Annotated in this window: 19 protein-coding genes, 1 tRNA gene and 1 riboswitch; of the genes, 9 read left to right on the top strand and 11 right to left on the bottom strand. The window is 62.5% G+C overall.

The annotated features are described in order from the left end of the window. The first annotated feature begins 304 nt into the window (after positions 1-304). A complete protein-coding gene (gene queF, locus HWX31_RS30170) occupies positions 305-1,135 on the top strand; it encodes an NADPH-dependent 7-cyano-7-deazaguanine reductase QueF (RefSeq protein ID WP_174964107.1) in 831 nt (276 codons plus the stop codon). Positions 1,136-1,155: 20 nt separating this feature from the next. Further along, positions 1,156-2,094, top strand: coding sequence for a queuosine precursor transporter (locus HWX31_RS30165; RefSeq protein ID WP_230463677.1), 939 nt, complete (start codon positions 1,156-1,158; stop codon positions 2,092-2,094). Here HWX31_RS30165 and HWX31_RS30160 read toward each other — a convergent pair. Then, positions 2,084-2,689, bottom strand: coding sequence for a LexA family protein (locus tag HWX31_RS30160; RefSeq protein ID WP_059775566.1), 606 nt, complete (start codon positions 2,687-2,689; stop codon positions 2,084-2,086). The two genes, HWX31_RS30165 and HWX31_RS30160, sit on opposite strands and share 11 nt — an antisense overlap. 262 nt (positions 2,690-2,951) lie before the next feature. On the opposite strand from HWX31_RS30160, the gene HWX31_RS30155 reads away from it, so the two are divergent. After that, complete coding sequence (locus HWX31_RS30155) at positions 2,952-3,329, top strand: DUF3592 domain-containing protein (RefSeq protein WP_174964108.1); 378 nt, start codon at positions 2,952-2,954, stop codon at positions 3,327-3,329. A gap of 23 nt (positions 3,330-3,352) precedes the next feature. After that, the gene (locus tag HWX31_RS30150) at positions 3,353-3,925 is read left to right on the top strand and encodes a hypothetical protein (protein WP_174964109.1); all 573 of its coding nucleotides are present in this window, start codon (positions 3,353-3,355) and stop codon (positions 3,923-3,925) included. Here HWX31_RS30150 and tssF read toward each other — a convergent pair whose 3' ends face one another. Further along, positions 3,926-5,803 carry a type VI secretion system baseplate subunit TssF gene (tssF, locus tag HWX31_RS30145; RefSeq protein WP_174964110.1) on the bottom strand — a complete coding sequence of 626 codons (1,878 nt, stop codon included), beginning with the start codon at positions 5,801-5,803 and terminating at the stop codon, positions 3,926-3,928. It abuts the gene before it with no gap. Between the two features lie 131 nt (positions 5,804-5,934). Between tssF and HWX31_RS30140 the strand changes: the two genes are divergently transcribed. The 4 genes from HWX31_RS30140 to HWX31_RS30125 are packed head-to-tail and all read left to right on the top strand — an operon-like array spanning position 5,935 to position 11,529. Further along, the gene (locus HWX31_RS30140) at positions 5,935-8,046 is read left to right on the top strand and encodes a type VI secretion system Vgr family protein (protein ID WP_174964111.1); all 2,112 of its coding nucleotides are present in this window, start codon (positions 5,935-5,937) and stop codon (positions 8,044-8,046) included. A gap of 4 nt (positions 8,047-8,050) precedes the next feature. Beyond that, the gene (locus tag HWX31_RS30135; RefSeq protein ID WP_174964112.1) at positions 8,051-9,469 is read left to right on the top strand and encodes a DUF2169 family type VI secretion system accessory protein; all 1,419 of its coding nucleotides are present in this window, start codon (positions 8,051-8,053) and stop codon (positions 9,467-9,469) included. Continuing rightward, positions 9,462-10,850, top strand: a complete 1,389-nt coding sequence (locus HWX31_RS30130) for a polymorphic toxin type 15 domain-containing protein (protein WP_174964113.1) — start codon at positions 9,462-9,464, stop codon at positions 10,848-10,850. The genes HWX31_RS30135 and HWX31_RS30130 overlap by 8 nt, the downstream gene beginning before the upstream one ends. A 10-nt stretch (positions 10,851-10,860) precedes the next feature. After that, a complete protein-coding gene (locus HWX31_RS30125; protein ID WP_174964114.1) occupies positions 10,861-11,529 on the top strand; it encodes a GAD-like domain-containing protein in 669 nt (222 codons plus the stop codon). A gap of 477 nt (positions 11,530-12,006) precedes the next feature. On the opposite strand, the gene HWX31_RS30120 is transcribed toward HWX31_RS30125, so the two are convergent. From HWX31_RS30120 to HWX31_RS30080, 9 genes are all read right to left on the bottom strand, one after another. Then, positions 12,007-12,082: transfer RNA gene (locus HWX31_RS30120), tRNA-Lys, on the bottom strand. 54 nt (positions 12,083-12,136) lie between these two features. Further along, positions 12,137-12,886 carry a tol-pal system protein YbgF gene (gene ybgF / locus HWX31_RS30115; protein ID WP_059616960.1) on the bottom strand — a complete coding sequence of 250 codons (750 nt, stop codon included), beginning with the start codon at positions 12,884-12,886 and terminating at the stop codon, positions 12,137-12,139. Positions 12,887-12,905: 19 nt separating this feature from the next. Further along, positions 12,906-13,415, bottom strand: a complete 510-nt coding sequence (pal, locus tag HWX31_RS30110; RefSeq protein WP_059611239.1) for a peptidoglycan-associated lipoprotein Pal — start codon at positions 13,413-13,415, stop codon at positions 12,906-12,908. 17 nt (positions 13,416-13,432) lie between these two features. Then, entirely contained in the window at positions 13,433-14,728 is a 1,296-nt protein-coding gene (gene tolB, locus HWX31_RS30105; RefSeq protein WP_174964115.1) for a Tol-Pal system beta propeller repeat protein TolB, read from the bottom strand. Positions 14,729-14,837: 109 nt separating this feature from the next. Further along, positions 14,838-15,863, bottom strand: coding sequence for a cell envelope integrity protein TolA (tolA, locus tag HWX31_RS30100; protein WP_174964116.1), 1,026 nt, complete (start codon positions 15,861-15,863; stop codon positions 14,838-14,840). Further along, the gene (gene tolR / locus HWX31_RS30095) at positions 15,860-16,309 is read right to left on the bottom strand and encodes a protein TolR (RefSeq protein ID WP_174964117.1); all 450 of its coding nucleotides are present in this window, start codon (positions 16,307-16,309) and stop codon (positions 15,860-15,862) included. The genes tolA and tolR overlap by 4 nt, the downstream gene beginning before the upstream one ends. A 10-nt stretch (positions 16,310-16,319) precedes the next feature. Then, positions 16,320-16,997, bottom strand: coding sequence for a protein TolQ (tolQ, locus tag HWX31_RS30090; RefSeq protein ID WP_010091489.1), 678 nt, complete (start codon positions 16,995-16,997; stop codon positions 16,320-16,322). Between the two features lie 168 nt (positions 16,998-17,165). Beyond that, positions 17,166-17,651: a tol-pal system-associated acyl-CoA thioesterase gene (ybgC, locus tag HWX31_RS30085; RefSeq protein WP_042583242.1), complete on the bottom strand. Its 486-nt coding sequence runs from the start codon at positions 17,649-17,651 to the stop codon at positions 17,166-17,168. A 92-nt stretch (positions 17,652-17,743) separates the two neighbouring features. Then, the gene (locus tag HWX31_RS30080) at positions 17,744-18,490 is read right to left on the bottom strand and encodes an SDR family NAD(P)-dependent oxidoreductase (RefSeq protein ID WP_059483387.1); all 747 of its coding nucleotides are present in this window, start codon (positions 18,488-18,490) and stop codon (positions 17,744-17,746) included. Positions 18,491-18,667: 177 nt separating this feature from the next. After that, positions 18,668-18,767: riboswitch (ZMP/ZTP riboswitch) on the top strand. A 138-nt stretch (positions 18,768-18,905) separates the two neighbouring features. On the opposite strand from HWX31_RS30080, the gene glyA reads away from it, so the two are divergent. Beyond that, the coding region (gene glyA / locus HWX31_RS30075; protein WP_175934000.1) for a serine hydroxymethyltransferase at positions 18,906-20,129 on the top strand (1,224 nt) is incomplete at its 3' end.

Raw genomic sequence — 20,129 nt, 5'->3', positions numbered from 1 at the left:
CGATTGTCGTCTTTTGGCTGGATACGCGTTGATGTCGATCTGTCAGCCGTGCCGCCGACCCGTTGCGGCGGACTCGCATGAAATAACCAGGCGGATTGGCTTTATTTGCTTTTATGATGCCGCATTGCGCCCGTCACGGACGGGCCGGAGCGATCGTTGCCTTGAATCGATTGCCGACGGATAAAAGAAATGGCTACGGTATCATGGCGAAGTTGGCGACGTAACTGGCAATTAAGCCTTCGCGCATTTAAATAATCGCTCTGAATTTATCGAAAAATAGAACGCTGAAATCGAAAACAAAGACATGAACTCGCTATCCAATCAAGGCGCCCTGGAGCTCGGCAAGCAATCCAAGTACGAGTCGATTTACAACCCGGAAAAGCTCTATGCGATTCCGCGCACGATCAAGCGCGAGGAGATCGGCATCACGGATACGCTGCCGTTTTTCGGCGTCGACGTATGGAATCACTATGAGGTGTCGTGGCTCACGCCCCGCGGCGTGCCGCGCGTCGCGATCGCGACGATCGTCGTGCCGTGCACGTCGCCGAACGTGATCGAATCGAAATCGATGAAGCTGTACTTCAACACGTTCAACAACACGTCGTTCGAAAGCCGGGAGGAGGTCGAGCGCATCGCCGCGAACGATCTGTCGCGCTGCGCCGGCGCGCCCGTTTCGGTCACGCTCGAATCGCTCGAATACGCGGCCGCCTTGCAGATCGGCGCGCCGATCGGCACCTCGATCGACGAGCAGGACATCGACATCGCGCAGTTCAGCGTCGACCGGCAACTGCTCGCGACGCATGACGAGCGCGTCAGCGAAACGCTCTATTCGAACCTGTTGAAATCGAACTGTCTCGTGACGGGCCAGCCCGACTGGGGGACCGTGTCGATCGAGTACGAAGGGCGCCGCATCGACCGCGACGCGCTGCTCCGGTATGTCGTGTCGTTCCGCAATCACGAGGAATTCCACGAGCAATGCGTCGAGCGGATCTTCAAGGACATCCAGGATCAATGCGCGCCGGCCCGCCTGACCGTGTCGGCCCGCTATACGCGCCGGGGCGGCCTCGACATCAATCCGGTGCGCAGCAGCGCGCCCGTTCAGGACGTCCCGAATACGCGCCTGATCCGACAATGACTTCGCACCGCGAGCCGATCATGGAATCCGCTTCTCACGAAATCGAAGCCGTCATCGAGCCGTCGCTCGAGAGCGACGCGCTGCAGGTCCTGGTGCGGGTGCGCGATTCCGGCACCACGTTCAGGATGTCGCCGCGCGAGCTGAACACGAAGGCGTGGCTCGACAAGTTCTCGCGCGAGGACGTCGCGCACATCGGCTTTCTCAACGCCGCCACGTATACGGACCAGCCCATTCCGCTCTCGTACTTTCCGACGCGCAAGCATCAGCTGACACCCGCCGTCCTGTTGCTGGCGCTTCTTTATGCCGGCTTCCTGATGCTGTCGAACGTGACGGGCGCGCGCGTCATCGCGGTCACGCTCGGCGGCATCACCTTCGGCATTCCGGCCGCACTGATCGCGTTTCCGATGACCTACGCGTTCAGCACGATCATCACGGAGGTGTACGGATATCGGGTCAGCCGGATGGTGATCTGGGGCGGTCTTGCCGTGAACCTGATGTTCATCATCGGGACCTGGCTCCTGTCGTTGCCGCCGGGCTTGCCGAGCTGGGAAGCGCAGAATCCGACGCTCGCCGCGGCCTATCCGGCGCTCGCGCTGGAGTTCGCGCGGACGTTCGTCGCGTCGACCGTGGCCTACTTCTGCGGCGAGTTCGTCAACACGACCTTTCTCGCCAAGCTCAAGATCGCGAGCGCGGGCCGCCATCTGTGGGCGCGCATCGTGTCGAGCACCGGCGTCGCGATCGTGATCGACAGCACGCTGTTCTGCGTGATCCTGTTCTGGGGCCGGCTGCCGAACGATGTCGTGCTGACGATGATCGGCGTTCAGATCGCGGTCAAGGTGACCTATGAGCTCGTGCTGCTGCCGGTCGTCACGACGGCTTCCAGGCGCCTCAAGCAAATGGACCAGATCGACTACTACGACTATCACACGAGCTTCAATCCGTTCTCGTTCAAGGATTGACGAGGCGCGACTCGGTGACGACGCCGAGCACCACGACGCTCGCTCCGAAGGCGTTGATCGTGTCTGCCGGCGAAGGGGCGAGGCCTTTGAGCCAGACCGCTTCGCCGTCCTTGGTGACGCGGCGCAGCGTCGGCTCGCCGCCGTCGATCGCGGCGACGACGACCTGAGCATCGCGAAACGCGACGCCCGGCTCGACGATCACGATCGAGCCTTCGCGGAACCGCGGCGCCATCGACGGCTTGGTGCGCGCCGCGAACGTTCCCGGCCTGCGCGGCGTGTCGACGGTCAGCCAGCGCGTGTTGCGCGCGACGTCGTAGACACCGCGCGCATAGCCGAGCATCTCGTCCCAGCCGAGAATCGGGATCGGATAGACCCGCTCGCTCTGAAGCAGATACCCGACGGTCGAACCGAGCGCATCGGCGATCGCCATGACGGTGCTGATGCGCGGGTCCTCGGTCGCCATCGACAACACGCGGCTCAGCGTCGCGGGCGACACACCGGTCTTGCGGGCGAGGTCGGCGTCGCTGAGGCCTTGCCGCTGCATCAGCGCGCGTATTCTCGCGACCATCAGGACCAGCCGCTGGCTCGTTTCCATAGTGCGTTCTTGTCTCTCCCGGAGGGCTGGCGGATGCTCGACATTTTAGAGACGGGCGGGTGCAGCGTGGCCTCCGCTCATAAGGGCGATCGTACCCTAACAAATTTGTAATGTGCGAAATGGGTCGTGACGGCCGGCGCGATTCGGGAATGACCGCGAATTCGAAGACGATGCGCCAGAATCGTTTTGTTTTAAAATCTCGCGCAGAGCACTGACGTGAGGGGCGACTCGGCTCGCCTTTTCAAGGAAATCGAGAGAGCTCATGTTCAAGGCTATCGCAGGCATTGTAATCGGAGTCGTTTTTCTCGTGATCGCGGCTTTTACGGCGTGGTCGACGTGGGATTTTCTACGGACGGCAATCGCGGTTCCTGGGGCGGTCGTCAGCTTGAATGCCGGTGGCAGCCATCCCCAGGTTGAATTTGTGACAAGAACCGGCAAACGCATTTCCTATCCGCAGGGCGGGATGATTTACGGAACGAAGGTCGGCGACAAGGTCACCGTGCTGTATCAGCCGGAGGCGCCTTCGCGGACGGCCACCATCAATCGGTTTGGCGCGGTGTGGAACTGGACGCTGATGGCGTTTATTTTTGGCGTCGGGTTCATCTTCTTCGCGCTGATGAATTTCCCGCCCAGAAAATAACAGAACCTGAGAGGACACCGGCCGTGTCAATTCTGAGATCCAGCAACTGGAGCTATAAGACCGGCGCAACAGGCGGCGCCAGCATCGAATTCGTCGTCGCTTCGGGCGGCACGATCGTTTTGGCCGACCCCGGCGGCCGTGAGACCGACTTCTATTATGGTGGCGTGGGTGTGGGGTTGGGCTTTGGTCTTCGCATTCCGAAGATCAAGCTCCCGAGATTCGCGTTGCCGGAGATCAGGATTCCGAAAATCGCCGGGCATGAAGTGGGAGGGGCTGGCTCCGTCAAGTCCTTCGACAGTGCGGGGCTTGTGTTCATGACGCCGGCGTTTCGCGGCGCGGAACTTGCCGAGGCCGATTTCCAGGGGGGCACGGTTTATCTCGACGGCGGACTGGGCATCGGATATGGCAAAGCAGGATCGGCCATGCTTCTCGGCATCAATTCAGCGCAACTCGCGCTGGGATTGTCGAGCCCCGCGATGACCTGGCTTGCGGAGAACGCCATTGCTCATGCGCCCGCGGTCCTGCTGATGGGCGGAACGACCGTTGGCTTGCAAGCCGGTGCGGGCGCCGGCATTTTGGTCGGCTATCTGCATTGACTAGATCAGCGGGCGCGTTCCCGGCTGTGCGGTGCAACGCAGCAGTTCTCTGCCGGTCTGCGACGAGCGGACGACCAGTTGCACGTAGCTGTTCGTCGGCGTGTACGGCGCGAAAAGCCGTTCGAGCACTTGCGCGAACAGGTTCAGCGTGACGTCGCGCAGCACGCCCTCGTCGAGAGACACGAAGATTTCCACGCCGCGCACGAACGACGGAAACGGGCTGTCGAGCGCCATCCACTTGATCGCAGGTTGATTGTCCAGGTCGGTGATCGCGTCGATACAGCGTTGCGCGAGTACGTTCGCGCGCGGCGCATGCAGCCGGAGGAAGTCCTTGAACGCCTTCAAGCCCGATTGAGTCAGGTCGAACGGGTGCAGCGACATGCCCGCCAGAACCCGCCACAACGCGTCGTGCCCGCGTGGCAGCGCGCTCGGCAAGGTCGGTCGTGTGAGCAGCCGGATGGGGCAGGCCAATGCCGCACCTTCATGCAGCAGATCGCTGTCCGGTGCGCCGATCGGCAAGCGAGAGGGCAAGTCTCCGTTGGTTGCAGTGACATCGACGTCGACTTGCGGGCGCTTCGGGTGTGCGGGAGTGCCCTCCAAGCCGAGCAGCGACAGCAGGAGTGGTGGGCGGGACGTGCCGGCCGCGGCATAGGGATCTCGCAAGGCTGTCCAGTATGCGATCGCGGGTTCCGGCGGACGACCGTGACTGAATGCGCGATAGGGCAGGACGGTGGTTCGCGGAGTATGGCCGGCCGTGGGTGCCGTTTTTTCCTGGTCGGATTGCGTTCGATCTCCCAGATAGACGGCATCGATCGAATACACGTCGAGCGGAGAGCCGGTTTGCAGCGGGACGGGTGTTACGGGGTACGCCGTGTCGGTGCTCGTCAACTGGATCGGCGTCGCAGGCCGCTTGAACAGATTGACGACCGGCGTACAGAACAGTTTGAAGGCCGCGGCGTCCAGGCCGTCCAGTGCCTGGGCGGCGATCGATTCCGCGGGCGTGCCGCGGATGGCGATGTGCAGCGTCAACAGCCGTGCATGCGGTGCTCGCGCAGCACGTCGTATCCGCCCCAGGTCGATGTCGACGAAATCGAATTTCTCCGGGAATCCGAAATATTCGATCAGATACTGGAAGGCGGCCGAGTCGCCGGTCGGCTCTTCCGGCAGCAAGCGTTCGCTCTCGTCAAAACCCGCAGCCTGGATCGGTACGTTGGACAACGCGGTCCATCGGCCGCTTTGGTCGATCTCGACGAATGCGGCGCATGCGCGCAACAGCAGCGCATCAGTGAGTGCGGCGACGCGGGGCCGGTCGCCGGACAAGTGAACGCGGACCGGGCCGGACGGGATCGCGGCATCGAAGGTTTCCGATGCCGTTGCGCTGGCGAACGCGATCGACAGGATGCCGGTGACGTCGGTTGGCAGCCGGACGGCTGCGGGAACCAGCGTAGCCGGTGCATAGCGCGCCAATTGAATGCGCAGCGGGGATAGCGTGATGTCGTAGACCGTCCGAAACCGGCATGGTGCGGCATTGGCATCCAGTGATGTACCGCGCGACATCGTGAACGGTGTCGTCAATTGGCCGAACAGGGTCGTCGGATCGAATTGCGCGATCGCGCAGGCGGGCACAGTGCGCAGGTACTGCGGGTGCAGCATTTCGAGCAGCGATTCGGTGAATTCCGGGTAGTGGTCCCCGAGCTTCGCGTCGACGCGCGCGGCCAGCAGCGCAAAGGTCTGGATCATCCGGTCGACGTGCAGATCACCTTGACCATTCGCGATCCCGAGCCGGGCACCGATTTTCGGATAGCGCCGGGCAAACTCCGTCAGGCCGTGAAGCAGCAGGCCGACCTCGTATTCATAGTGGGGCAGCAGATTTTCCATTCGCCATCCGTATAATCCGTCCCCATATAAAAATCACAAGAATCGCAAAATTTGATTCTTCTTGATGCAGGCGGTTTAAAATCCACCGACGAATAATATCCTGCCCTTCCGATGCGGGTTCCGAGGCTGCCATGCAAATGTCAGATGCTGCAAGCTTTTTTGGGCTTCAGAGCAATCGGCTTTTTACCATCGAGACACCCCTGAAAGGGCGGTCCGATCTGGTGCTCGTCGATTTTCACTGTACCGAAGGCTTATCTCGGAATTTCGAGATTCACGTTCGCCTCGCGTCTCAGGACGCGAATATCGAACTGAAGAAGCTGATCGGACAACCAGTGACGATTACGTTACAGCTGACCGATGCATTGGCGAGTTCGGAAGAGCGGTATTTCCACGGCTACGTCGCCGGTTTCACGCATCTCGACAACGACGGGGGCTTCACGCTCTATAGCGCGACGATCCTGCCGTGGCTCTGGATGCTGTCACGCCGCCGCGACATCCGGATTTTTCAGGAAGAGAATACCGAAGCCATTCTTTCGAAAGTCTTTCGGGAATATGGTCAGATCGCGTCGTTCGAATTCCGATTGTCGAAGGCAACGCAGAATCGCAGCTACTGCACGCAGTACCGGGAAACCGATCTGGAGTTCGTCGAGCGGCTGATGCAGGAAGATGGCCTGTTCTTCTTCTTCGAGCATGCGAAAGACGGCCACAAGCTCATCATCACGGACAACTCCATTGCCGCGAAGCCGATCGACGGTCGCAGTCCGGCGTTGCAGTACTCCAAGGGCGAGGCCTTCGACGATCTGGCGGTCGTGACGTCATTCCAGGCGAGCCGGCAGCTGGAGTCCGGCAGCGTCGGGTTGAAGACATTCGACTACAAGGCGCCGCATGCGCGCCGCTTCGTGTCCGGGGGAACGGAGGTCAAGCAGGGGGAGGTGCCGTCGTACGAAGTCTATGACTACCTGGGCGAACACGGCTTTGCCGACAGCGACCGTGGAGAGGAGCTTGCGCGTTTCAGGACCCAGGCGCTGGCAGCGCACAGCAAGGTCTTCGTCGGGACGACCACCAGCCGCCGGTTGACGCCGTGCCGCTACTTCGAGCTGGACGATCACTACGATCACAGCAATGCCAAACCTGAGGACCGCCAGTTTCTGCTGACGACGGTCACGCATAGCGGCACGAACAACTATCAGGCCGGTGAAGGCGCAGCGACTTATCAATGCAATTTCACCTGCATCCGCAAGAAGATCCCGTATCGCCCTGCTTTCACGATCGAGCGGCCGTCGATCATCGGGCCGCAGACCGCGATCGTCGTGGGGCCGGAGGGCGAGGAGATCTACACCGACAACCTCGGTCGCGTGAAGGTGCAGTTCCATTGGGACCGACTCGGCAAACGCAACCAGGGCAGTTCGTGCTGGGTGCGCGTCGGGCAGCCGTGGGCCGGGCGTGGGTTCGGGATGATTCAGATTCCGCGGATCGGCGACGAAGTGGTCATCATTTTCCTGGATGGCGACCCTGACAGGCCGCTGATCATATCGAGCGTTTACAACTCGGCCAACATGCCGCCGTGGGTCCTGCCGGGGAACGCGACGCAGAGCGGGATTCTCACGCGCTCGACCAAGACCGGCAACGTCAACGCGGCGAACGCAATTCGCTTCGAGGACAAGAAGGGTGCGGAAGAGGTCTGGCTGCACGCGGAGAAGGATCAGCGGATCGAGGTCGAGCACGACGAGTCGCACTGGGTCGGGAACGATCGCAGCAAGAATATCGACCACGACGAAACCGTTCACGTTGGCCACGATCGTACGGAGACCGTCGACAACAACGAAACCATCAACATCGGCGTGGATCGCACCGAGCGCGTCGGTAACAACGAGACGCTGACGGTAGGCGGCAACCGGAACGAGACGATCGAGGGGATGGAGAACATCCTGATCGCACTGACGTCGACGGAGACGGTCGGGCTTGCGAAAGCATTGACGGTCGGCGGCGGATATCAGGTCACGGTGGTCGGGGCGGTCAACACGTCGGCCGGCCTTGCGAGTGCCGAGGAAGTGGGCCTGTCCAAGACGGCGATGGTAGGGCAGTCCTACACGATTAAGGCCGGTAAGGTTTTCGAGGTCACAGTCGGCAAGTCCACGTTTCGCATGGACGAGGACGGCAACATCACTCTCAAGGGCGTCAGGCTGCTCATTGAAGGTTCTGGTCCGGTGGAAATCAACGGTAAAGATGTGGACGTGAACTGATCCGATGGAGTTCATCAACCACACCCCCTTTCCTGCGCTGGCCTTTGCTGGTGTTGATCCTCGTGACCAGGAATTTCATGTCGTGGTTCTACGGCAGACCCTGACATGGAACGATACGGACGGACTCCAGTTCTCCGAGGAACAGCAACCGTTGTGTGAGGCGGACGAGTTCTTTGGCGCTGACATGCAAGGCAGCGTTCGGCAGGAATCAGACTTCTGTCCTTACAAGCCCCGATGCGACGTGATCGTCAATGCGATGGCTTATCCGCCTCGGCGGCCGGATGGCAAAGTACCCGGAAAATTCGAGGTTCGGCTTGTGGTTGGTCGGCCTGATACACCCGTGCCGTTGCCCCCGAAGCCGCATGGGCTCAATCCGTTAATGCCCGCGTCTCCCGAAAAGATGCAGGCTTGGCGAGCGGAAGTTGAGCGCGCAAAGAAAACGATGACCCCAGGTCATCGCCTGATCGACAAGACGCTAGTTGTCACGGGCGAACGCCAGTTCGTCAGGCGGACAGGGTGGCTGCGTTTCGCGGCTGCACTGGTCAAGGTCGGCTCCCTGGGCATCGTACGTTTGCCGGCTTGGCGATTAACGACCCCGCAGCCAGCACACACGGTTCCGGTGAACCTTGAACGTGCATTTGGTGGCCAATGCCGCATCGAACTGGACAACAAGGCTGCCGACAGAGTCCCGAAGAAGGAGCGTTTGACGCCGGAGCAGGCAGATGCCCATCCAGACGCACCGCGCGCGCCGGTCGCCCATGACGCGTATCCAGCCAACATCGCGGGACAGGGGTTTACACGCGACTGGTATCTGAATGCGGCGGGCATCGACACCGTTGCTGCACCACAAATCGAATACCCAGGGCATCCTGTTACTTTGGCTCATTTCGATCGTGCTCGTGTCGGTAGGCTCGATGACGCGGAGCCGCTTGTTGCTGGGCTGGGTGTCCGTCCTAAAGGACATCCTGAGCGTGCAAAGTTGGTGGGAACGATAGATCAGGCGTTCACCGAGAGTGAAGCGCCGTTGCCGGAGGACTTTGATTTTGCGGTGTGGAACGCGGCGTGGCCGGATCAGCAGGTGGATGGGCTGAGAGGCGATGAGCAAATCGAATTGGTGAATTTGTGTACCTCTGCGACGCCATGCACCGCACTGGACGCTTCTGGTGATGTCAGGTTGACGTTGACACTTCCGGGTCACTTGCCATTTGTTCTGGTCCGGTTCGAAAACGGAGGCATCGGAGAGCTTGAATCTCGACTCGACACGATATTGATCGATCCCGACCGGCGCGAGGTGTCGTGCATTTGGCGAGCAACGCTTGCCAAACAGCCCGGCGTGCGAGTACTGGAATTGCGTATGGTCGAGCGTGGAGACATCAGCGCGATGGCCGTCACATCTCAAGACGAGGGGGCGGCACATGGCTAGCCAACTCGGGGCGCGCAAGGACAGCGCGTTCAAGGCTGTTTCAACAGCGCCGTCTATCAACAAGACGCCGGTCGGCAGCAGTACGCCGCCATTGCCGTACCCTGTTACCGAAGACTTGTCGAGCAGCCTGGGTACGGTGCCGAACGTACGCTTCAACGGTGATCCCGTCTATGTGCTCAATCAGAGCACGCAACCAAGCTGCAAGGGGGATGCCGCCGGGTCCTGCAAGGGCGTGAAGAGCGGGACCGTGAGTGGCGAGGTCAAGCCGGTTAAAGGTTCTAGTACGGTTCGAATCACGGGCAAGCCGGTGATTCGTGAAGGAGATCCATGTACGCTCAATGGCGGGAATTGCCCCGGTATCTACGTAACTCAGTCGGCTCCCAGCGTATCCATCGAAGGGGGAAAGCCGAGCGCTAGCAGCAATCCACCGGTAAAGCCGGAAACGCCCAAAGAGGAAGGCTGGTGGAGCAAGGCCAGTCCGTGGGTGCACGGTGTGCTCGGTGTGGCGAGTTTCGTGCCAGGACTCTCCGTCGTGACCGGGGCGGCGGATGCGGGGATTTACGCGGCCGAAGGCGATATGGTCGAGGCAGGGCTATCCGCCGCAAGCATGATTCCGGGTGGGAAAGTGGTGACCACGGCAGGCAAGCTCGCCAAGGGAGCGGCGAGCTTGGCTAAGGGGGCACATGCTGCGGAAGAGGCGGCGAAAGCGGCCAAGCTGGCGAAAGAGGCAGAGGAGGCCGCCAAGGCGGCCAAGTTGGCGAAGGAGGCGGAAGAAGCAAAAAAGGCCGAAGCAGAAGCCGAACGACTCCGGAAGTTGAAAGAGGAGGCAGAGGCGGGCGAGAAAGGCAAAGACGGCCTGAAGGTCAAGCTAAAGCGGATGAAGGAGCACTTGGTGAAGTGCTTCAAGAAAAACGCGAAAGGCGACACAAAAGAATATGACCGACAACTTCTTGAGCAGGAAAAGGGCTTAAACGACCTCAGTGTCAAGGAGTATCTCGAAGGGCGAGCGCGCTATCAGCAGATCGGGAGGGCGGGCACTGGAGCCGCACAGGAGCAGGCAAGGGCAAAGTACTCGCGTGAGCTGGCCTCCCAGTTTGAAGAAGCCTTAAGCGAACGAGGAATTTTCGGAGAAGCAGCTCAGAAACAAGCCGCTGAAATGGCGGCCGAGCGGATGAAGACGTTGGCCGCGCTGCATAACCCGGACATGATCGCGGGTGGTAAGGACGTTGTCACTATGATGGGCGATCGTGGCGTAAACTCGTCGATCGGATCGCAGTGGAAAGATCGTGTCGGGGAGCTCGATAAGGCTGCAAAGGAAGTCCCCGAATCGGAGCGGGGGAGTACTAGAATGAACGCAAAGCTCAAGCGATGCAAAAAGTGAGGAAGGAGCAATGGATCAGTTCATGGAGAATTTTCTCGGATTCAAGGAATTCGGCCCTTCGATTGCCCGACAGGATGTGCCTCCTGAGAAGATTGAACGGTTCCGGGGAAAGCTGCCGAACAAGCTTCTGGAATATTGGCAGGAGTACGGATGGTGCGGCTATGCCAAGGGTCTGCTCTGGACCGTCGACCCTGACGAATGGGAAGACGAGTTGGAAGCCTGGGTTGGCGAGACGGACTTCATGGAGCGCGATGCGTACTACGTTATCGCGCGTACTGCATTCGGCGAACTGATTCTGTGGGGCGAAAGCACGGGGCAGTCGCTAAAAGTCATCACCCCATATGGCATGATTTTCCCCTCGTTTGATGAGCAAAAGTTCAAAAAAAGAGGTCCGGACTTGGCTATTCAACTCTTCTTTAGTACGTGCTCGAAAGAAGCGTTTGATCTTTTGGATAGTGAAAAGTCCCCGCTTTTTGAACGCGCGCTGGAAAAGTTGGGTCCTCTTGATCACACCACCATGTACGGGTTCGTGCCAGCTCTCGCGTTGGGCGGGGCCCCGATTCTTGATCGGCTGCAAAAGCTCGATGCACACGTTCATTTGGACATCTTGTCTCAGGTTACCGAACTGCAAGTTATGCGCGACATCGGCCAAGAGGCACGAGATGCTGGATTGATGTAGCAGGGCACTGTCGACAGCAGTAGTCGAGGTTCAAGCGCATGAATCTCGACCCCGTTGCTGTCGAGGATTCGTGCCATCACGAGAAAGCGTGTTGTTTTCAGGTCCAAAATGCGTTTGTGGGTAGATGCGCGCATTGCACGTGTAGAGCGTGACGAGACATTGGGGATGGTTCGACGATGAGACGGCCGATGTTGAGCGTGTGTTCGTCATACATGACGAGCAATTGGCCGCGATCCCGAGGCACCGCTGCCTGACAGCATGGGATCGGTTGCAGCGCTTTGTGAGCGGTACTAGGCGGGCCACCAATTCCGGAAGATGGTCCAGTTCTGCTTGGTCGGGAGCGGAGGGGACTGGATGCAGATCGGACATGAATCTGCTTAGATTGATGTAGACCCGAAATGCCTTCGTGGTGCCTACACGAATCCAGAAACGAAAAAGGACTTACACGCCGAAGCAATGTAAGTCCTTGAATTTCTTTGGTAGGCCGTACAGGACTTGAACCTGTGACCAACGGATTAAAAGTCCGCTGCTCTACCAACTGAGCTAACGACCCAAAGAAGAAAAGTATAGCTTTGGGTTGCGAACCTGTCAACAACCCCGAACATCATTATTTGATGGTCTGCAGCTTGCCTTGTGCCGTCTGCGCCGCGCTCGTTCCGTTGTACTGCGAAACGACCTGTTCGAAGGTCTTCTTCGCCGCCGCCTTCTGGCCTTGCTCGAGCTGGTTCGTGCCGATCGCGACGAGCGCGTCGGCCGCGCGCGGATGCTGCGGGAACTTGCTCACGATGCCCTGCCACGTCGCCGTCGAGCCGCGGTAGTCGCGCAGCGCGTACTGCGCATTACCGAGCCAGTACTGCGCGCTCGGCTGGTAGGGGCTCTGCGGATACTTCGCGATGAAGCTGCGGAACGACGCGGCAGCCGCCTTGAAGTTGCCGTCGCGGAACTGCTGCTGCGCCGCATTGAACGCATCCGTCTCGCCCGGCTGCACGGTGCCTTCGACACCGTCGACCGTCTTCTGCTCCGGCTCGAACTTCTTGAGCCGCGTATCGAGATCGGTGTAGTACTCCTTCTGCTGACGTTCCAGCGTCGTGAGGCGGTTCGTCAGATCCTCGTTCTCGCCGCGCAGCGTCGCGACCTGCTGGTTCAGCTGGTCGAGGCGGGCGGTCTGGTCGAGGATCGTGCGTTGCGCGGCCGCGAGCTGGCTCGCAAGGTTGTCGCTCTTGCTGCGCAGATCGAGCACGGCGCGACGCGCCTCGTTGTCGTCGAACATGCCGGCGTGCGCCGGCGCGGCCGACCACGCCGCGCCGACGACGCACAGGGCTGCGGCCACGCGCAGCCAGGATTCACGGTGCGTCATACAGCTAACCTTTCGTCACTTACTGTTGGTAGACGAGATCCGAGCGGCGGTTCTGCGCCCACGATGCCTCGTCGTGACCCGTTGCCTGCGGCTTTTCCTTGCCGAGGCTCACGGCTTCCATTTGCGAATCGGCGACGCCGAGCAGCGCCATCGCGCGGCGGACCGCTTCCGCACGCTTCTGGCCCAGCGCGAGGTTGTACTCGCTGGTGCCGCGTTCGTCGGTGTTGCCCTGGATCAGCACGTGACGCTGCGGATGGCTCTTCAGGTACTGCGCGTGCTGCTGCATCAGCGGCTGATACTCATCCTTCACCGAGTAGCTGTCGAAATCGAAGTAGATGCTGCGCTTCGCGAGCGGGCTGTTCGGGTCGTTCAGCGGATCGACCGTCACTTGCGCGACGTTCTCGGGGTTCGGCTGGGTGCTCATCGCACCGGCGTTGGCCTTTTCGTCGAGCTTCACGCCCGACTTACATGCTGCCAGCGCGCCGACCATCATCACGGCCAGGGCCAGACGAACTTTTTTCGACATCATGGTTACTCTCCTTGTGGTCATTGCATGAAGGGTCCCCACGACGGCTCGCGTACGGAGCCGCCCTGGACGGACAGAATCTGCGGCGGCGCACTGCCGTCGGATGGGACAGCGGCCAGCACGTTGCGGCCGCCCGACTGGGTGGCGTACAGCAGGTACTGGCCGTTCGCCGCGAAGCTCGGCGACTCGTCATGACTGGTATTCGTGATCGCGTTCGCCGCGCCCGTCTGCAGATCCTGTACGTACAGCTTGAAGCCCCCGCCCGTGCGGGAGATGTAAGCGAGCAGCCTGCCGTCCGGGCTGACGCGCGGGCTCGTGTTGTAGCTGCCGGTGAACGTCACGCGCTGGGCCGAACCGGCGCTTTCGCCCTGGGCGGGCATCCGGTAGATTTGCGGCGCGCCGCCGCGGTCGCTCGTGAAGTAGATCCAGCGGCCGTCCGGCGAGTAGAACGGCTCGGTGTCGATCGAGTTGCTCTGGGTCAGCCGGTGCAGGCCGCCGCCGTTCGCGTTGACCGCGTAGATCTGCGTGTTGCCCGTCAGCGACAGCGCGACCGACAGCGTCTGGCTGTCCGGCGACCACGCCGGCGCGCTGTTGTTGCCCTTCTGGTCGGAAACGATGTAGCGGCGGCCGGTCGGCAGGTCGTGGATGTAGACGATCGGCTTCTTGCGCTCGAACGATACATAGGCGACCTTCGTGCCGTTCGGGGACCACGCCGGCGAGATGATCGGCTCGGTGCTCGACAGCGCGATGCGCGGGTTCTGGCCGTCCGAATCGGAAATCTGCAGCTGGTAGCGGTTGCCGGACTTGATCACGTACGACAGGCGCGTCGCGAACACGCCGCGCGTGCCGAGCAGCTTCTGGTAGATGTAGTCGGCGATCTTGTGGCCGGCCGTGCGCAGCGTGCCGTCGTTCGCCGTCAGCGACAGGCCGCCGAGGCTTTGCTGCTTGACGGTGTCGTACAGGATGAAGTTGACCTTGTACTGGCCGCTCGCTTCGCGGTTCACGCTGCCGGCGACGAACGCATTCGCGCCCTTGGCTTTCCATGCGCCGAGGTCGACCGATGCGGTCTCGGGCACCGGCGTGCTGCCGGCGTCGATGTTGGTGAATTTGCCGCTGCGGGCGAGGTCCGCGCGGACGATCGACGTGACCTGCTGCGGCAGGCCCGCCTCATTCGCGAAATTCGCGGTGGCGATGGGGAACTGGGTCGAACCGACGCCGGTGATCAGCACGTTGACCTGCGCGTTAGCGGCGCTGCCCGCCGCAATCAGACACGAGGCCACGAGTGCCCTGAAACCTAGCTTCGTCATCAAACTCATGCTTCTTGCTTCCCGTATGACTTGTATCGCTGCGCAACCGCAGAGACAGTAAAAATACCCGATTCGTTCCCGTCCTACAGCGACGGCGGGAGTGTAAGCGCATTTCCGTTCACTCCGCCGCCTTGAAGGTAATCGTAATGTCCGATGGAGTACGACCGTTAGAATCGGGCGGCAACGGGACCGACGCCTGGATCGCACTGACCACGGCTTGATCCCACCCCGAATTTCCGCTCGAACGGCGGATCGATACGCTCAATACGTCGCCCGACGGCGTGCAGCGGATCGCGACGACGGTCGTCAGGCTGTCGCGCTCGCCGCCCCAGACGATATGCGGCTTGACGCGCCGCCGCACCTTGTCCGGATAGCCGGGGGACGCCGCGTTGCCGCCGGAGCCCGTGCCGGTGCCGCTCTTCGCGAGCCCTTCGCCACCGCCTTCGCCGCCGCCCGCCAGGCCTTGCATCTGCGCGAGGCGCACACGCCGCTCCTGGTCGAGCTTCGCCTTCGACGCCGCATCGGCCTTCGCGCGGGCCGCCGCTTCAGCCTTCGCCTTGGCCGCGGCTTCGGCTTTCGTCTTCGCGGCCTGCTGCTGCGCCTCGAGCTTTGCCTGCTTTTGCTGCTCGAGCTTCTGCTGTTCCAGTTTTTGCTGTTCGGCGAGCTGCTTCTGCTTGAGCTTGTCAGCCTGCTTCTGCTTTTCCTGCTCGGCGGCCTTCTGCGCGGCGAGCGTGGCGGCCTGCCGGGCCGCCAGCTGAGCGCGCCTGGCCTGTTCTTCCTGTTCCGCCTTGAGCTGCTGCGCGCGGCGCTGCTGTTCGAGCAGCGCTTCGCGTGCGGCGGCTTCCTGCTGGCGCTTCTTCTGCTGCAGCGCGATGTCCGCTTCCTCGTTCTTCACCGGGGGAGGGGGCGGGGCGACGCGGGCGGGGGGCGTCGGGGCGGGCTGCGGCGCCGGCATGTCGGGCACCGTCGTCCACAGCTCGGCCTCGGCGCCGGCCGGGGTGCTGTTCTGCCATTGCACGCCGTGATACAGGAACAGCGCGAGCAGCACGTGCATCAACGCCGCGAGCGCGAACGCGCGCCACGTGCCGCGTTCGCGCGGCGGCATCGGCGGGTAGGCGGTGCTGCGCGGGGGTTGCCGTTTCATTGCGATTTGACGAGGAGACCGACGCGCTTGACGCCGCGCGCCTTCAGATCCGACATCACGGTCATGACTGCATCGTACTGCACGGTCTTGTCGGCCGCGATCACGACCGGCTGGTCAGGATGATCCGCCTGGCGGGCGACGATGAAGCTGTCGAGCTCGGCCTTCGTCATCGTGTCTTCCTGCGTCGCGCCCGAGTTGCTCTTGTACTTGACGCTCATCGTCCGGTCGGCCTTGATGTTGACGACGACGGGCGGCGTCTGCTCCTGCGGCGCGGCATTGCCGACGGTCGGCAGGTTGATGATCGACGGCGCGACGAGCGGTGCGGTGACCATGAAGATCACGAGCAGCACGAGCATCACGTCGATGTACGGCACGACGTTGATGTCGGCCATCGCGCGGCGCGAGCGGCCGCCGCGCATGCTGGATCGGATGGGAGTTCCGGCCATGTCGCGCTCCTTACTGGGCCTGGCGCTGCAGGATGTTCGAGAACTCTTCGATGAAAGTCTCGAAGCGGATCGCGAGGCGGTCGATGTCGTGCGCGTAGCGGTTGTAGGCGACGACGGCAGGAATCGCGGCGAACAGGCCGATCGCGGTGGCGACGAGCGCTTCGGCGATGCCCGGCGCGACGTTCGCGAGCGTCGCCTGCTGGACGTTCGCGAGGCCGCGGAACGAGTTCATGATCCCCCAGACCGTGCCGAACAGACCGATGTACGGGCTGACCGAGCCGACCGACGCGAGGAACGCCAGGTTCGCTTCGAGCACGTCCATCTCGCGCTGGAACGACGCGCGCATCGCACGCCGCGCGCCGTCGAGCACGAGGCCCGGGTCGCTGATGCGCTTTTCCTTCGCCTTCAGGAACTCGCGCATCCCCGATTCAAAAATTCGCTCGAGCGCGCCGATCGTATGGCGGTTGTTCGCCGCGCTCTGATACAAGGCCTGCAGGTCGCCGCCCGACCAGAAATCCCGTTCGAAACGCTCGGTCTGCGCGCGTGCGCGGCGGATCGCGAACCACTTGCGGAAGATGAAGGTCCACGACATCAGCGACAGCAGCAGCAGCAGTCCCATCACGGCCTGGGCCAGGACGCTCGCATTGAGGACGAGGGAAATGATCGACAGGTCTTGAGAAGTGTTCATAGAGGTTTGATTAACGTCCCTTCGGGGGCGCCCGGCCAAGGAGCCCGGCTAGGCGTTCCCGGCACGGGCGAGGCGCTGCGCGCCGGAATACCGCTGCCGCGCCTGACGCCGAACCATGCTTAGTATCGATTCAGGAAGGCAAGTTCATAGGCTTTGTCTAAACGGGGCTCACGCGAGCCTCGTTGACAACACAGTGTGCCCGGCGTCGATGACGGGCCCGCGTTGCAGCGCGTCGAGCACCGCCGGCGGGATCGCCGCGGGGCGGATGCCCGTGCGGTCGACGCAACCGATGCGGATCTGCCCGGCGACGAGCAGCGTGTCGCCACGCCATGCTTCCTGCATGAATTCCACCGACGCACGGCCGATCCGTCCGGGCCGGCTCGTGATCGCGAGCGTATCGTCGAGCCGCGCCGGCGCGCGATAGTCGAGCGCCGTGCTGCGGACGATGAAGATCGCGCCCGTTTCGTCGGCGAGGCGCCGCTGGTCGATGCCGCAGGCGCGCAGCCACTCGGTGCGCGCTCGCTCGAAGAATTTCAGGTAGTTGGCATAGAAGACGATGCCGCCTGCGTCGGTATCCTCGTAATACACGCGAACCGGCCAGGTGAAGCCGGAAGGCGCTTCCGGAGGGCGGGTAGGCTGAGTCATGGCGCGCATTTTACCGGAAGCGGGGAGGCCGCTTCGCAACCGATTCGTAACGGAATGTTCCCGGCCGCGAGCCGGCCGCCGGGGCGGCTCGCGGCGGACCGTCAGCCGCGATGGACGGTGAGGCCGGCCGGCGCCTGGGCGACCGGCATCATCTCGATCGTGTTGATGTTCACGTGCGCGGGACGCGTCGCGATCCAGTAGATCGTGTCGGCGATGTCCTCGGCCGTGAGCGGCTGGACGTTCGCGTACACGCCGGCCGCCTTCGCGTCGTCGCCGCGGAAGCGGACGTTCGAGAATTCGGTGCCGCCGCACAGGCCCGGCTCGATGTCGGTGACGCGCAGCGGCGTGCCGATCAGGTCGGCGCGCAGGTTCAGGCTGAATTGTCTGACGAAAGCCTTGGTCGCGCCGTAGACGTTGCCGCCCGGGTACGGGTAGGTGCCGGCAACCGAGCCGAGGTTGAAGATATGGCCGCGGCCGCGCGCGATCATGCCCGGCAGCAGCGCGTGCGTAACCGTCACGAGGCCCGAGCAGTTGGTGTCGATCATCGTCTGCCACTCGTCGAGGCTGGCCTTGTGGGCAGGCTCGACGCCGAGTGCGAGACCGGCGTTGTTGACGAGCACGTCGAGCGCGGCGAACTCGGCGGGAAGGGCGGCCGGCACGGCTTCGACGGCGGCGCGGTCGCGCACGTCGAGCTCGAGCGGCAGCAGTGCGTCGCCGAGCTCGGCCGCGAGCGCGTCGAGACGATCCTTGCGGCGCGCGGTCGCGACGACGCGGTGGCCGCCGTTGACGAAGGCACGGGCGATGGCGGCGCCGAAGCCGGCGGACGCGCCTGTGACGAACACGATCATTGCTGCTCCTGGTCGGTTGGGTAGCGGGTGGGGAACCTGCAAGCCTACTGAGATTGCCGCACCGCGGCAAGGCACAAAACTCAGCCGGCGCGGGCGACGCAACTCTGTCCCCGTTTGTTTGCGGTGGCCGCCGCGCGGTTGCCTATTCATGACGCATCCAATAAACTAACGCGCTCATCACCCCTGCGTGACTGGCGATAGAACCCTCGGGTTCAAGGTGGAGCATCCCACCGTGAAGCGCAGGGCGCCGTTTTTGCCGTTCGCCTGGGCAGCCGTTGTGCGCCGTCGCGTGCATCGCCGGTGGCTGTCCCTGCCTCGCGTCATACGGATCCTTCCGCCACGTCGAGCTGGTGCCGCCAGCAGCGCAATGTACTCGGCCACCCCGGTCAACCTGTACACACTTAACGGAAACCGTATGTTTGACAGAGCCCAAAGCACCATTGCGAACGTCGATCCCGAAGTCTTTGCAGCGATCGAGCAGGAAAACCGCCGCCAGGAAGATCACATCGAGCTGATCGCGTCGGAAAACTACACGAGCCCGGCCGTGATGGCCGCGCAGGGCTCGCAGCTCACGAACAAGTACGCCGAAGGCTACCCGGGCAAGCGCTATTACGGCGGCTGCGAATACGTCGACGTCGTCGAGCAGCTCGCGATCGACCGCGTGAAGGAACTGTTCGGCGCCGAAGCCGCGAACGTCCAGCCGAACTCGGGCTCGCAGGCGAACCAGGGCGTGTTCTTCGCGATGCTCAAGCCGGGCGACACGATCATGGGCATGAGCCTCGCGCACGGCGGCCACCTGACGCACGGCTCGCCCGTGAACATGTCGGGCAAGTGGTTCAACGTCGTCAGCTACGGCCTGAACGAAAGCGAAGACATCGACTACGAAGCGGCCGAGCAGCTTGCGCAGGAGCACAAGCCGAAGCTGATCGTCGCGGGCGCGTCGGCGTTCGCGCTGAAGATCGACTTCGAGCGTCTCGCGAAGATCGCGAAGTCGGTCGGCGCGTACCTGATGGTCGACATGGCGCACTACGCGGGCCTGATCGCCGCGGGCGTCTACCCGAACCCGGTGCCGCACGCCGATTTCGTCACGACCACGACCCACAAGAGCCTGCGCGGCCCGCGCGGCGGCGTGATCCTGATGAAGGCCGAGTACGAGAAGCAGATCAACTCGGCGATCTTCCCGGGCATCCAGGGCGGTCCGCTGATGCACGTGATCGCCGCGAAGGCGGTCGCGTTCAAGGAAGCGCTGTCGCCGGACTTCAAGGCGTACCAGCAGAAGGTGGTCGAGAACGCGCGCGTGCTGGCCGAGACGCTGGTCAAGCGCGGCCTGCGCATCGTGTCGGGCCGCACCGAAAGCCACGTGATGCTGGTGGACCTGCGTGCGAAGCACATCACCGGCAAGGCGGCGGAAGCCGCGCTCGGCGCCGCGCACATCACGGTCAACAAGAACGCGATCCCGAACGATCCGGAAAAGCCGTTCGTGACGAGCGGTGTCCGTCTCGGCTCGCCGGCGATGACGACGCGCGGCTTCGGCACGGCCGAAGCGGAGCTGGTCGGCAACCTGATCGCCGACGTGCTCGACAACCCGGAAGATGCAGCGACGATCGAGCGCGTGCGCGCGCAGGTGGCCGAGCTGACC

Origin of the sequence: Burkholderia ubonensis (assembly GCF_902833085.1) — a bacterium.
Taxonomy (GTDB): domain Bacteria; phylum Pseudomonadota; class Gammaproteobacteria; order Burkholderiales; family Burkholderiaceae; genus Burkholderia; species Burkholderia ubonensis.
The sequence above is the reverse complement of the archived record's forward strand: the minus strand, read 5'-3'. Positions and strand labels throughout refer to the sequence as shown.

Coding starts and splice junctions, on each gene's coding strand:
- queF (WP_174964107.1), top strand. CDS start 305: ATGAACTCGCTATCCAATCAAGGCGCCCTGGAGCTCGGCAAGCAATCC.
- HWX31_RS30165 (WP_230463677.1), top strand. CDS start 1,156: ATGGAATCCGCTTCTCACGAAATCGAAGCCGTCATCGAGCCGTCGCTC.
- HWX31_RS30160 (WP_059775566.1), bottom strand. CDS start 2,689: ATGGAAACGAGCCAGCGGCTGGTCCTGATGGTCGCGAGAATACGCGCG.
- HWX31_RS30155 (WP_174964108.1), top strand. CDS start 2,952: ATGTTCAAGGCTATCGCAGGCATTGTAATCGGAGTCGTTTTTCTCGTG.
- tssF (WP_174964110.1), bottom strand. CDS start 5,803: ATGGAAAATCTGCTGCCCCACTATGAATACGAGGTCGGCCTGCTGCTT.
- HWX31_RS30140 (WP_174964111.1), top strand. CDS start 5,935: ATGCAAATGTCAGATGCTGCAAGCTTTTTTGGGCTTCAGAGCAATCGG.
- HWX31_RS30135 (WP_174964112.1), top strand. CDS start 8,051: ATGGAGTTCATCAACCACACCCCCTTTCCTGCGCTGGCCTTTGCTGGT.
- HWX31_RS30130 (WP_174964113.1), top strand. CDS start 9,462: ATGGCTAGCCAACTCGGGGCGCGCAAGGACAGCGCGTTCAAGGCTGTT.
- HWX31_RS30125 (WP_174964114.1), top strand. CDS start 10,861: ATGGATCAGTTCATGGAGAATTTTCTCGGATTCAAGGAATTCGGCCCT.
- ybgF (WP_059616960.1), bottom strand. CDS start 12,886: ATGACGCACCGTGAATCCTGGCTGCGCGTGGCCGCAGCCCTGTGCGTC.
- pal (WP_059611239.1), bottom strand. CDS start 13,415: ATGATGTCGAAAAAAGTTCGTCTGGCCCTGGCCGTGATGATGGTCGGC.
- tolB (WP_174964115.1), bottom strand. CDS start 14,728: ATGAGTTTGATGACGAAGCTAGGTTTCAGGGCACTCGTGGCCTCGTGT.
- tolA (WP_174964116.1), bottom strand. CDS start 15,863: ATGAAACGGCAACCCCCGCGCAGCACCGCCTACCCGCCGATGCCGCCG.
- tolR (WP_174964117.1), bottom strand. CDS start 16,309: ATGGCCGGAACTCCCATCCGATCCAGCATGCGCGGCGGCCGCTCGCGC.
- tolQ (WP_010091489.1), bottom strand. CDS start 16,997: ATGAACACTTCTCAAGACCTGTCGATCATTTCCCTCGTCCTCAATGCG.
- ybgC (WP_042583242.1), bottom strand. CDS start 17,651: ATGCGCGCCATGACTCAGCCTACCCGCCCTCCGGAAGCGCCTTCCGGC.
- HWX31_RS30080 (WP_059483387.1), bottom strand. CDS start 18,490: ATGATCGTGTTCGTCACAGGCGCGTCCGCCGGCTTCGGCGCCGCCATC.